11 protein-coding genes are annotated in these 12,971 nt (G+C 54.0%); 9 read left to right on the top strand and 2 right to left on the bottom strand.

Going from position 1 to position 12,971, the window contains the following annotated elements:
* The first annotated feature begins 5 nt into the window (after positions 1-5).
* Entirely contained in the window at positions 6-830 is an 825-nt protein-coding gene (locus tag FKP33_RS09815; RefSeq protein ID WP_054795432.1) for a tyrosine-protein phosphatase, read from the top strand.
* A gap of 111 nt (positions 831-941) precedes the next feature.
* On the opposite strand, the gene udk is transcribed toward FKP33_RS09815, so the two are convergent.
* Positions 942-1,559: a uridine kinase gene (udk, locus tag FKP33_RS09810; RefSeq protein ID WP_141334787.1), complete on the bottom strand. Its 618-nt coding sequence runs from the start codon at positions 1,557-1,559 to the stop codon at positions 942-944.
* Between the two features lie 181 nt (positions 1,560-1,740).
* Between udk and FKP33_RS09805 the strand changes: the two genes are divergently transcribed.
* The 7 genes from FKP33_RS09805 to FKP33_RS09775 all read left to right on the top strand — a co-directional run bounded on the left by FKP33_RS09805 (position 1,741) and on the right by FKP33_RS09775 (position 10,245).
* Positions 1,741-2,427, top strand: a complete 687-nt coding sequence (locus FKP33_RS09805; RefSeq protein ID WP_054795522.1) for a response regulator transcription factor — start codon at positions 1,741-1,743, stop codon at positions 2,425-2,427.
* On the top strand, positions 2,420-3,679 hold the full coding sequence (locus FKP33_RS09800; RefSeq protein WP_141334785.1) for a sensor histidine kinase: 1,260 nt from the start codon (positions 2,420-2,422) through the stop codon (positions 3,677-3,679). The genes FKP33_RS09805 and FKP33_RS09800 overlap by 8 nt, the downstream gene beginning before the upstream one ends.
* 141 nt (positions 3,680-3,820) lie before the next feature.
* Complete coding sequence (locus tag FKP33_RS09795) at positions 3,821-5,524, top strand: efflux RND transporter periplasmic adaptor subunit (RefSeq protein ID WP_141334783.1); 1,704 nt, start codon at positions 3,821-3,823, stop codon at positions 5,522-5,524.
* Positions 5,525-5,549: 25 nt separating this feature from the next.
* Positions 5,550-6,269 (top strand): ABC transporter ATP-binding protein, encoded by a 720-nt coding sequence (locus tag FKP33_RS09790; protein ID WP_054795523.1) that lies wholly within the window; start codon positions 5,550-5,552, stop codon positions 6,267-6,269.
* Positions 6,266-7,441 carry an ABC transporter permease gene (locus FKP33_RS09785; protein ID WP_127605855.1) on the top strand — a complete coding sequence of 392 codons (1,176 nt, stop codon included), beginning with the start codon at positions 6,266-6,268 and terminating at the stop codon, positions 7,439-7,441. The genes FKP33_RS09790 and FKP33_RS09785 overlap by 4 nt, the downstream gene beginning before the upstream one ends.
* A 39-nt stretch (positions 7,442-7,480) precedes the next feature.
* Positions 7,481-9,637, top strand: a complete 2,157-nt coding sequence (locus FKP33_RS09780) for a hypothetical protein (protein ID WP_141334781.1) — start codon at positions 7,481-7,483, stop codon at positions 9,635-9,637.
* Between the two features lie 212 nt (positions 9,638-9,849).
* On the top strand, positions 9,850-10,245 hold the full coding sequence (locus tag FKP33_RS09775) for a hypothetical protein (protein WP_054795436.1): 396 nt from the start codon (positions 9,850-9,852) through the stop codon (positions 10,243-10,245).
* Between the two features lie 68 nt (positions 10,246-10,313).
* Here the strand turns inward: FKP33_RS09775 and uraA are convergent, their stop codons facing one another.
* Entirely contained in the window at positions 10,314-11,606 is a 1,293-nt protein-coding gene (uraA, locus tag FKP33_RS09770; protein WP_141334779.1) for a uracil permease, read from the bottom strand.
* Between the two features lie 181 nt (positions 11,607-11,787).
* Here uraA and FKP33_RS09765 point away from each other — a divergent pair, with 181 nt between their 5' ends.
* A complete protein-coding gene (locus FKP33_RS09765; protein ID WP_141334777.1) occupies positions 11,788-12,957 on the top strand; it encodes an iron-containing alcohol dehydrogenase in 1,170 nt (389 codons plus the stop codon).
* Positions 12,958-12,971: the final 14 nt, after the last annotated feature.

Below are 12,971 nucleotides of genomic sequence, written 5' to 3'. Positions count from 1 at the left end.
ACAACGTGAACGGAACCGAAGAAAGACCCATCGTAAGACCCTTTACCAAGTTATTCAATTTTCGCGATATCGGCGGGCTGGCGACCGCCGACGGTCGCCGGATGAAAGCGGGCGTTTTGTTCCGCTCCGACGATTTATCCCGTCTGACGCTGCAGGACCTAGACAAGCTGAATCAATACGGGTTGAAGCTGATTTGTGACTTGCGCACGCCCGACGAACGACAGAAGAAGCCGGATCGGCTTCCTCCGACCGAAGGGCTGCGAACCGTTCATATCCCGATTTATCCGTTTAAAGAGGGGGAGAAGCTCAATCAAGCGAAGCTGATCGGCATGCTCCTCCGCAAAAGCGCCAAATCCGAATTTGACGCGTTCAACCGGGCTTTCTATCAGAGCATTGCGCATCAAAGCACGACTCAAATTCAGGAAGTGATCTCGCTGTTGAGCGAGCGTTCGAACATGCCCGCATTGATTCATTGTACGGCCGGCCGGGACCGGACGGGCTACTTGAGCGCTTTGATCCAGCTGCTGGTCGGGGTGCCGATGTCTACGGTGCTGGACGAGTATGAATTGACGAACGCGTATTTTCAACCGAGGGTCCGCCCCTTTATCCGGTTCATGCGCTGGGTTACCTTGTTCCAAATCCCACCCGAGCGTTTCGAGGATTTGTTAGTTGTAAAGCGGGAATATTTGGTACGTGTCCTCGAGGAGGTCGTTCAAACCCACGGATCGATGGACCGTTACGTCGCGGATGTGTGCGGCATCGATCCGAGCTGCGTTCAGCGGTTAAAGCAATTGCTGCTTGAAGAAGAGGCGGCGCGATCGGTTGTATAAGGCAGAGATGAAAGAGCTTCGCCCGGATGGGCGAAGCTCTTTCACTGCGCACTGAAGCGCAAACCGTATCTGAATCTGTTAGCTTGATATATATTTAATAACACATATAGTTTACGTCGTTAAGTATTTCTCCGTTAAGATGGAGAGCAGCTGAATGCCGACCTCGTTTTGCCCGCCTTCGGGGATGATGATGTCGGCATATTTTTTGGATGGCTCGATGAACGCTTCGTGCATCGGCTTGACCGTGTGTAAATATTGATCGTGGATCGATTGGATAGACCGCCCGCGCTCGTGAATATCACGCAGCACGCGGCGCAGAATGCGAACGTCCGGGTCCGTGTCGACAAACACCTTGATGTCGAGAATGCCGCGGAGTTTTTCGTCGGACAATACGTGCAGCCCTTCGATAATGACAATTTTATTCGGCATCAACTCGACCGTCTCCGTTGTCGAACGGCTGTGCATGGAGAAGTTGTAGACGGGCGCCTGGACCGGCGTACGGTGCTGCTTCAACGTCCGGAGATGCTCCAGAAGCAGTTCGTTATCGAAGGCGAGCGGATGATCGTAGTTGATCGATTCTCTTTCATGATAGGGCAAGTGCGAATGGTCTTTATAATAGTTGTCCTGTGAAATAAACGTAACTTTATCCATCCCGAGACGGTCGATAACCGATCGGGCGACAGTCGTCTTCCCGGAGCCCGTGCCTCCGGCGATACCGATAATCAACATGGTGATCCTTGTCCTCCTGCAGCATACAGTTTCGATTGTAGTATTGTAGCATAAGCGGGTTGGGAAAACGAGTTTGTTCGACAACATGTGCACGCTCGCCGGGATTGATCTTGCTTCCTGTGAAAAACCGCGGTTATACTAGTTCATACGAGGAATTCAGTTCAGATGGGAGTGCTTGAACGTGCGCGTGTTGGTTGTCGAGGATGACGCCCATTTATTGGATGCGATCGTGGCTGTGCTGGAGGACGAGCACTACCAGGTCGATTATGCGGAGCACGGTCATGAAGGATATGCGCTCGCAGAGCAAGGACATTACGACCTGCTGGTACTGGATATCATGCTGCCGGGCATGGACGGTCTCAGCATGATCCAATCGCTGCGAAAGCACGGAATACGTACCCCCTGCCTGTTTCTCACGGCGCGGGATTCGATAGAAGCGAGAGTGAAGGGACTTGATGCCGGGGCCGACGATTATTTGGTGAAGCCGTTTGCGATCGATGAGCTGCTGGCGCGGCTGCGCGCGCTCCATCGGCGCAAGAAAGGCCCGGCGGAAGAAACGCCCCTGACTTATGGCGGCCTCGTTCTGTCGCCGGACGATTGCGAAGCAACCTGCAACGGCACTCTGATCAAGCTGACGAGCAAAGAGTACGAGCTGCTTGCCTACTTGATTCAGCATAAGGAGCAGATCGTTAAGCGCGATCAAATCTTCAACCGGGTGTGGGGACTCGATTCGAATGCGAACGAAACCGCCGTCGACTTGTACGTGCACTACCTTCGCAAGAAGCTGAACGCTTGCGGCTGCGAGTCGTATATTCGTACGGTGCGAAGCGTCGGATATATGCTGAAGGCGGAGGGGGCGCATGTTTAACAAGACAAGGTATCGGTTGGTCCTGTTATTTTCCCTTGTTTTTTTTCTGCTGTTCAATGGCCTGGGCGCGGTTCTCTACTATTCGACCGAGAAGCGGTTATATGCGCAGACGGATCGGGCCATGAAGAACGAAATGAACGGCTTCACGTTCATCAGCAACCGTCAACCGGGCAGAAATTTCCCTTTTCGCCCCCCTCAATTAATGACATTCGTCCAATGGGATGCGCATGGCAACGTACAGTTCCAGGCGCCGCGCGACGGCGTGGAAGAACCGCTGCTCGAAACGTTGAAGCAAGCCGGCGTAGAAGGAGCCTTCGTCAATATCACCGTCCAGGATTCCGAATATCGGGTGTTGACGAAAACGGTTCCGAACGGAAGGCTGCAGATCGCATACAACCTGGAGCCGGAGCGGAACGTGCTGCACAATCTGCTGTTTCTGATCGGAACGGGCAGCCTTGTCAGCCTGTTGATCGCCGTCATGACGGGGTTGTTTCTGGCAAGCCGCGCGCTTGTGCCGATTCAGAAGGCTTGGGAGCAGCAGCAGCAGTTCGTCTCGGACGCCTCACACGAGCTGCGCACGCCGTTATCCGTGCTGCAGCTTCACTTGGAGCGTCTATTCCGGCATCCGGAGCGAACGGTCGAACAGGAAAGCGCGAAAATCGCCGTGATGATCGATGAAACAAAGCGCATGAGCAAGATGGTCGGAGACTTGCTGACGCTCGCCCGTTCCGATTCACACCAGTTCCAGCTTCAATATACCAAGGTGGAGCTGGCCGGCATGATTGTTAAGGTCGCGAACGAGTTCGAGGACTTGTGCCGACTGAAAGGCATCCGCTTGCGAACGTATACGCCCGAGGCTTTGTCCATGACGGGAGATCCGGATTATTTGCATCAGCTGCTGGTCATTGTGCTGGATAATGCGTTGAAATATACACACAAAGGCTCGATAAGCCTCCGGACGGAGACGGACGGCAGCTACGTCACCATCGAAATTGCGGATACGGGTATCGGCATCAAGAAGGAAGATTTGCCACATGTGTTCGATCGTTTCTACAGAGCGGATAAGGCGCGCAGGCGGTCGGACGGCGGAGTAGGTCTCGGCTTATCGATTGCGAAGTGGATTGTGGAAGCCCATCACGGCTCCATCCGTGCGGAAAGCAATGAGGGTCAAGGCACGGTCATTCAAATGCGGTTTCCCTGCGAATGGAATCCGAAGCTGCTGAAGAAGAGACGCCGGATTTTTCAATCCTGAAAAATCCGGGGTCTTTTTTTTGCATTTTTTCAGGCTAAACTAAGCTATTCTTAAGCTTTTCAAATTTTATTTTAATAATCTTCTGATTTAATAATCACAGGGAAACGAATTTGAGAAGTTTTATCGGGAGGTACATCGCCAGTGAACAAGAAGAAAACCCTAATCATTGTAGTGGCTGCACTGCTCGTCGCAGGGGGAGGGACAGCGGTTTATTTCACCCAAGGCGCCAAAACGACGAAGCCCGGAGCGACAGCCGGGCAACAAACCGTCAAAGTAACCAGGGGCAATCTTCAGGCTACGATTACCGGCACCTCTCAGCTGGCCGCGGAGCAATTGCAGATGATCACTCCGCCCAAGGAAGGGATGATCAAAACGATCAACCTGGCGCGGAATCAAACCGTTAAGCAAGGAGACCTGCTGCTGGAGCTCACCGATACGAATCTGGTCGAGAAATTGGACAGCGCCAAGATTACTTTGAATCAATACCAGACGGATTTGCAGGATCTTCAAGAGCAGCTGCGGGCGCTGAAGACGACGGCGCCGACGAGCGGAAAGCTGATTTTGGCCGCCAATATCAGCGAAGGCGCCGGCGTTTCCAAAACGACGAAAATCGCGACGATAGCGGATACCGGAACGTTAACGGTCACGCTGCCGTTCATCCAGGAGGAAGCGGCGCAGGCTCGGGCCGGCGATAAGGTGGAATTAACGATCGATGGATTTCTGCTGACCAAGTCGGGCACGATCGAATCGATTTCGACCGGGAACAAGGCGGATTCGAAAGGAAACCGGATCAGCGATGTGAAGATTCGAGTGGATAACGACGGGACGTTGGATGCGGATCTTAACGTTCAAGGCTCTATGTCCGTGAATGGATTGAAGGTCGAGTCGACGGCCGCAGGCAAGCTTCAATACAAAACGACCACGACCGTATTCGCAGGCGTTACGGGGACGATCGGCAAGCTGGAGATTACGGAAAACCGCAGCGTACGCGCCGGGGAGTTGATTGCCACGATCGTGAACGACAGCTTGTCCAAAGATATAGCGACGAAACAACAGCAAATCGAGCAGCAAACGAAGACGATTCAGGATTTGGAGGATCAGCTCGCGAATTTGAAAGTATACGCGCCGTTCGACGGCGTGTTCTCTACGGATTTTGCAGATACCAAAACGAATGTGCTCGCTTCTTACCGCGTCGGATCGACCATTAAAAGCGATGTTAAATTGGGCGCGGTCGCAAGCCTGAACACCTTGCAGCTGGCGATTAGCGTGGATGAGTTGGATCTGCCTTCCGTCAAGGTCGGGCAGCAGGCGAAGGTGCGTGTCGATGCCATTCCGGGCAAAACGTTCGATGCGGAAGTGACGCAAGTATCGACCGTCGGCACGACTACCAACGGCGTCAGTACATACAGCGTCATTCTGAGCATGAAGAGCAGTCCGGAGCTGAAATACGGCATGACCGCGAGTGCGGACATTATTATCACCGACAAGAAAGACGTGCTCCTGCTGCCGACGCAAGCGGTTCAAGTGAGAAATGGGCGGCATACAGTCTCGATTCAGAAAGCGGACGGCACTCTAGAGCGGAAGGAAGTCAAGGTGGGCGCGAACGACAGCAGCCATGTCGAGATTACCGAAGGCTTGGCCGAAGGCGATCAAGTCGTGCTAGCCGGATCGACCAGAGCGAACAATTTAACCCCGCAGCAAATCGAGCAAATGCGCAACCAATTCCAACAAGGCGCTTCACAATTCGGAGGCTCCGGAGGAAACCAGGGCGGCTTCCAGGGCGGAGGTTTTCCAGGCGGAGGCGGAGGCGGCTTTGGCGGCGGTGGAGGCGGCAACAACAGATAATGCCGGAGAGAGAGGCGAAGCGGTTATGAGCTTGATTGTATTGAAGGATATCGTCAAACAATTCAAACGGGGAACGGAGGATTTGACCATACTGAAGAGCGTTTCCCTCTCCGTCGAACAGGGGGAGTTTATCGCCATCGTAGGTCCCAGCGGCTCCGGCAAATCAACCTTGATGAATACGATCGGGCTGCTTGACGTCCCGACATCCGGCTCCTACGTGTTGGACGGCGTCGTGACGGAGAAGCTGAAGGACGATCAATTGGCGGAAGTGAGGAACAAAAAGATCGGCTTTATTTTCCAGCAATTTAATTTGCTGCCGAGATTAACCGCCATTGAAAATGTCGAACTGCCGATGATATATGCCGGTTTTTCCAAGAAAGAGAGAAGAGAGCGCGGCATGCACATGCTGGAAACGCTCGGAATGGGCCAGCGTTCGCATCACCGGCCGAGCGAATTGTCGGGCGGACAGCAGCAGCGGGTAGCGATCGCGCGGGCGCTCGCAATCGGGCCGGCCATTCTGCTTGCCGATGAGCCGACCGGCGCGCTGGACTCGACCACCGGCCAGGAAGTGCTGGAGCTGATGATCGAGCTGAACCATGCGGGCAACACGATCATTCTGATTACGCACGATCTTCATATCGCAGAGAATGCCAAACGCGTTGTAACGATCCGGGACGGGCACATTGTCAGCGATCAACGCAACGCTGCGCCCGCTCACCGGGCGGTAGCGGAGGTATTGCGATGAGAGTATCGGAACTCATCTCCATGGCGCTCAAAACGGTAACGGCCAGCTGGATGCGAACGCTGCTTACGATGCTGGGCGTTATTATCGGCGTAGCGTCGGTCGTTACGCTAGTCTCCATCGGACGCGGAACTACGGCTGCCATCGAAAAACAATATGAAAATCTCGGAACGAATCTCATCACCGTAAACATTATGGGTCAGGGACGCGCGAACAGCCTGAACTACGACGAAGTGATGCAGTTCGAGCAATTCAAGGAATTCAATTACTTGGCTCCTACCGTCACTTCCTCGGGCGTGAACATCAAGTATGACCGCACGCAGGAGTCCTATAATGTCATCGGGACGAACGACCGCTACTTCTCGATTACGAAATTAAATTTGGCTGCCGGTCGATTGCTCTCGGAATCGGACTTAAGCTTCCGGACCAATGTCGCCGTACTCGGCAGTACGGTTGCAACGGAACTGTTCGAATCGGCGAACCCGATTGGCAAAAAAATTAATATTAAAGGGTACGAGTTTACGGTCATCGGCACGTTAAAGACGAAAGGGACTACGATGGGAACCTCGGTGGACGAATCGATCGTTATCCCGCTGTCAACGGCACAAAGACAGCTGGGCCTTGGCAACATCCGGACGACCTATATCGAAGCGGCCGACAAGGAACAGATGGCGGCGGCACAGAAGACTTTCTCGAATTATTTGACGACCAAGTATAAGAGCGCGAACGGTTTCCGCGTACTGAACCAGGATTCGCTGGTCGAGGCGCGAACGGCTGCGACCAGTTCGTTGACGAGCCAGCTTGTCAGCGTCGCCTGCATTTCCCTGCTGGTCGGCGGGATCGGGATCATGAATATCATGCTCGTAACGGTTACGGAACGAACGAGAGAGATCGGGATCCGGAAATCGATCGGCGCCAAGCGCAAAAACATTCTGATGCAATTTCTGGTCGAAGCCGTCGTCATTAGCGGATTGGGCGGTTTGATCGGGCTGGTTCTGGGGATCGGCATTTCGCTGGCCTGGCCCTACATCAACAAGAATCAAATGACCGTCATTTCATGGGACATCAGCATTTATGCCTTTTTATTTTCCGTTGCAGTTGGCATCCTGTTCGGCATTTATCCGGCGAATAAAGCATCCAAGCTGCGTCCGATCGACGCCTTGCGTACGGATTGACTCTCATTTTTTGGCAAAAGCTCTAAGGAGGCTACAACATTGAATAAAGAACAAAAATTCAATCGACCGCACCGCGTGAAATATCCGCTGATCGCCTGGGCGCTGATCGTGGCTTGCCTGCTGTTATATACCTTGAATCCGGGTGTATCGTTTGCAGGCAAAGAGGGCGTATTTATTAACAACTCGGTCTATTTCACATTGGAAGAAGTCTCGTTAGCGAAGGGAACGGACAGTCAAACGATCCAGTTCCGGGTTCAGTTGAACAACGCCGGCGGTTCCGCGGTTGACTTTAACAACTATGGCGTCCAGGTGACGACAACGGACGGAAAAAGCTATTATGCGCAGCTGAGCGAAAAGGCGGACGCCCTCGTTGCACCTAACTCCGAACGTTCGTTCTCCTTTATTTCCAAGCTGCCCTCGGCCTTAACCGTAGATCAGCTAAAGGTAAGCTTCTTTGACCGCAGTCGGAATCATATGGAGCTGGGCGCGCTTTCCGTTGAAAAAGCGATGTCGGTTCAGCAGAACGATCATCAGTTTATATTTAATCTTGCGAGCGCAGATTCCACCGTGACCGGCAATACGTTTGTTTCCGTACAAATCGACAAGGCCTTCGCCTATCCGGTAGACGGCAAATGGAACATCACGCTGGACTCGCGAGTGAAAGTATCGGGCGCAAACAGCTGGGATCCGGTCAATATGAATTATGTGCTGCAGGACGGGCAGGGGAGAACGTTCGCTTTGACGGCGAGTAAAGTGGAAGAAAGCAAGCTGGACGGATCATCGATCACTCATTTGCTGCTTCATGCTTCGTTGGATGCCGAGCCCGAGCTCGGGAAGGTGAACCTCGGATTGAACAACAAATCGACGGGCAAATCAATCGGAGAAATCGGACTTCAATCCTTGTTCCAATTGGTGCAATTGGGGGAGAAGGCCGCATTTAACGGTCAGGGAAAAGAAGGCTTGTCGGTTGAAGTGACGAAGGCGGAGGAAGTGAGTCAGTCCGGCAAAAGACTGGCGCTGCTTACAGCGGTCGTTCACAACGGCAGCAGCCGTTCGATAGCCAACCCTGATTTGATAGGACTGCTCGTCTCGAAAGATCAGCAACATTCCGTAACGATGGAAACCATCGTCGGCACCGAGAAATATACGGCTGCCGGCAAGGCGACAACGTATCAGTTTGCGGTAGAGTTGCCTGACGAGCTTGTTTCGAAGGCTTACGAATTTTATTTGTCCGAGAAATCGTCGCAGACGAGCGCAGCCGCCGCTGCGAATACGAACGCAGCCGGCAGCGGACAAGCGGCGGCATCCGGGAACAATTCGGCCGTTACAGGCGCCATTGGCGTTCCGGTCGCGGCTGTGAACCTGGACAACGGTCTTGCTTCGAGCTCTGAGGGAATAACGTCCGGCGCGTACACCTTCGGCACGCCGTTCGTCTTCGAAGCGGACAATAAGACGATCGATTCCGATTTGGAGATGTCTTTAGTTGAAATTAACGCCCACACGAACACGGAGAGCGGCTACCAGTCGGTGATCGCGAAATATAAATTCGTGAACAAAGGGCAGGAGACGCTGGATTTGCCTGAATTTGCGACGGAATTGCAGGATTCGTCCGGCAAGTCTTATCCGGGCGTCAAGCAAACGACGACGCTAACCCAGCTGATTCCCGGTTCGGCCTATGTATACAGCTATTCTTATATGCTGCCGCCTGGCGTTACAGGCACATTCAAGCTGAACATCCTGGAAAATACGGCGAGCGCGCTGAAACTTCCGATCTCGTCGGCTCAAGTGGCCGTACGTTCTTCGGATGAGGATAAACCGGAATTGTTCGGAACGAAGCTCGCGATGTATCCATACGAAGTGAATATCAAGCAGTGGGATTTAAGCGGCAATTACAGTAACAGCACCTGGTCGTATAAACTTATCCTTGATTTAAGCATCAAGAAAGAGGCGCAGGTGATCCTTGACGACGCCATGGCGGCGCTCGAATTCGAATTGGCGGATCAGACCGGCCGCAGCCTCGGCAGTACGACCTACTCGCTGCAGGGCGCGAATAAGCTGATCGACGGGCTGCAGACCGTTACGCTGGCGAGCGTAAGCAACAACCAGTTCAACTATCCGCTCAGTATCCGCATCTATGAAACGGTTCAGACGCCAAACGGTGCGGCCAAGCGATTGTTAACAACCTTGAAACAATAACCATCGACCGGCGGAACGGCAAGAGCTTGTTCCTGCGGGGGGAAGCACTCCGGAAGGCAAGGAGGATTGAAGCGGCGGGGAGCCGGAGGATGCGTGTAGCGCATCGCTGTAAGATGTGGTATGCTCGTTCTAATGCCTTAGGCATTGGTATTATGAGCTGCTGCAGCATCCATACGATTCCCGCCGCTCGCCGGCCCAAGGAGGAAGGCCCTTTGAACGAGAACTTTATTCGAATCAAAGCGCTGGAAGGCGAACTTAAATTATCCCACAAGAAGCGTGATTTCGGGTTGACGGTCTCAACAAAAGAACTGATCTATCAGAAGCCGCACGCCAATTACCATATCCGCTTGGAAGACATTATCAGCATTACCCCGTTCGAACTGCCCGTCGGCACCAAGCCGATGCGGATCAAGCGGGAAAGCTCCAGCGTAAGCGAGACGGTCAACATGCAGACGGGCATGCAGCATTACCGTATTCATGTCAAGGATGCCGTTGTGCATAACCGAAGCGGAATGTTCAGCCTTGGCACGGCACAGTTCATCCTTCCGGTCTTGAACGATTTGCTGCTGGCGATCTCCAAATATGGCGGGCTCGACGCCGTGACTTGAATGAAGTAAGGACCGACTGAAGAGTTTATCTTCGGTCGGTCCTCTTTTTGCAAGTAACAAACGCCTGTTCAGTGCGGCGCGTCGGTCGTTTCATTGGATAGCTTAAGCTTCTCCAGCAGCTTGAAGAACAGGCTGAGCAGGATGGCGAGCACCGTTGCAAGCGCCATGCCTTTCAAGCTGAAGCTGCCGATGGTCACGGTCGCGCCGCTAAGTCCGACGACGAGCACGATGCTGGTCAGGATCAGATTGGATGTCTTCGAATAGTCGACCTTCGTTTCCACCAGCATCCGGATGCCGGAAGCGGCAATGACACCGAACAGGAGCAGCGATACGCCGCCCATGACAGGCGAAGGGATCGTGCTGATGAAGGCGGCCAGCTTACCGAAGAAAGACAGCACAATCGCGATGACGGCGGCGCCGCCGATGACCCAGACGGAATAGACGCGTGTTATCGCCATGACGCCGATATTTTCACCGTACGTCGTATTCGGGGTGGAGCCGACAAAACCCGAAATAACCGTCGAAATGCCGTTTCCAAGCAGAGAGCGGTCCAGTCCCGGATCTTTCGACAAATTGCGGCCGACGATATTTCCCGTTACGATCAAGTGTCCGATATGCTCGGCGATGACGACGAGCGCCGCCGGCGCGATGATCGTGATGGCGGACAGCTCGAACTGCGGCGCGTAGAACGTCGGCACCGTGAAGGTCCGGGCGGCGATGACCGGGTCCAGGTTAACGAAGCCGAGCCCGTAAGCAAGGGCATAACCGCACACAATCGCGATAAGGATCGGAATGATTTTGAAGAAGCCGCGGAAAAGCACGTTCCCGACGATCGTAATCAGCAGCGTGACGGTCGAGATCAGCACGGCATCCGGGTCTATACGCCAATCGGCGCCGGCAGCCGCCGGCTTGATGTACCCGGCCATTTCCGCGGCGACGGGCACAAGCTCAAGCCCGATGACGGCGACGATCGCTCCCATGGCCGCCGGCGGGAAAACCACATCGAGCCAACCGGTGCCTACGGCGCGAATAAGAAGCGCGACGAGGATAAAAATAAGACCCGATACGATAAATCCTCCGAGCGCGGCTTGATACGGCATGCCGGAACTTAAGACGGCGAAGACGGGGGACAGGAATGCAAAGCTGGAGCCGAGGTAAGCCGGTATTTTCCCTTTGCACAGCAGCAAGTAAAGCAGCGTGCCGATACCGTTCATCAATAGAATAGTTGCCGGATCGATCTTGAACAACACCGGCACGAGTACGGTGGCGCCGAACATAGCGAACAGATGCTGCAGGCTAAGCGGCAAACTTTGAAGCAGCGGCGGGCGCTCGCCCACCTTCACTTCGCGAATACGAGACAAAATGACGCACCCCTTTGACGAGTAGAATTAATTTAGGCCTGTATGTATCGTCGGCTAATATCATAATCAAATTCCCTTGAAAATACCATTGTTTTTTCTAAATTTTCATCTTTACAATTCGAAGCGTATAATGAAAATTGGCAATTCGATATCGCTCTATCTACGAAGGAGGCATTTCACGATGAACTCGTTTACTTTTCATAACCCGACAAAAATCTTGTTCGGGGCAGGCATGGCCGACCAGCTGGGCCAGCAAGTAGCCGAACTGGGCAGCCAAACCGTGCTGCTGGTTTACGGCGGCGGCAGCATTAAACGAACCGGGCTGTATGACCGGGTGATTAAGCAGCTTCACCAGATCGGCGCGCGAATCGTCGAGCTGCCCGGCGTTGAACCGAACCCGCGGGTATCGACCGTGCGCCGCGGCATCAAGCTGTGCCGCGACGAAGCGGTCGATTTGGTACTCGCGGTCGGCGGCGGCAGTGTGATCGACGCAGCCAAGGCTGTAGCGGTCGGTGTTCCTTACGAAGGGGACGTGTGGGACTTTCTGCTTCGCAAAGCAAAGATTGAAGCGGCGCTTCCCATCGCAACCGTGCTGACGTTATCGGCCACGGGCTCGGAAATGAACGGCGGCGCCGTCATTACCGATTGGGAGCAAAATTTGAAGAAATCGTTCAGCAGCCCGTACGCTTTTCCGAAGTTCTCCATTCTGGATCCGACGTTGACGTACACGGTGCCCGCGAATCAGACGGTGAACGGCATTGTGGACATGATGTCGCACGTGATGGAGCAATACTTCAGCCAGACGACGGATACGCCGCTGCAGGAACGGCTGTGCGAATCGATTCTGCAGACCGTCATTGAGAACGGAGAGAAGGCGCTTCAGGAGCCGGCGCATCCGGAAGCGCGCGCGAACCTGATGCTGTGCGGCACCTACGCGCTGAACGGCGGGATGATCAGCGTCGGCATGCAGGGCGATTGGGCGACGCACGCCATGGAGCATGAAGTTAGCGCGATCTACGATATCGCCCACGCGGAAGGGCTATCGATTATTTTCCCGAACTGGATGAAATACGTATACCGAGATCGGATCGATCGCTTCGTCCAGTTTGCCGTCCGTGTATGGGGCATTGAACCCGAAGGCAAATCGGACGAGGAAATCGCGCTTGCCGGCATTCAGGCGACCCGCGAATATTTTACGCGCATCGGCGCGCCGTCCCGGTTGAGCGACTTGAACATCGGAGAGGAAAGCTTGCCGCGCATGGCGGAGGAGGCTGTACGCTTCGGTCCGATCGGCTATTTCCGGAAGCTGGACGCGGATGATGTGCTGGCGATATTGCGCATGAGCTTGTAAATGACAGGTACCGG

The organism is Paenibacillus sp. tmac-D7, from assembly GCF_006519665.1.
GTDB classification, from domain to species: domain Bacteria; phylum Bacillota; class Bacilli; order Paenibacillales; family NBRC-103111; genus Paenibacillus_G; species Paenibacillus_G validus.
This window is presented reverse-complemented; position numbering and strand designations above follow the sequence as displayed.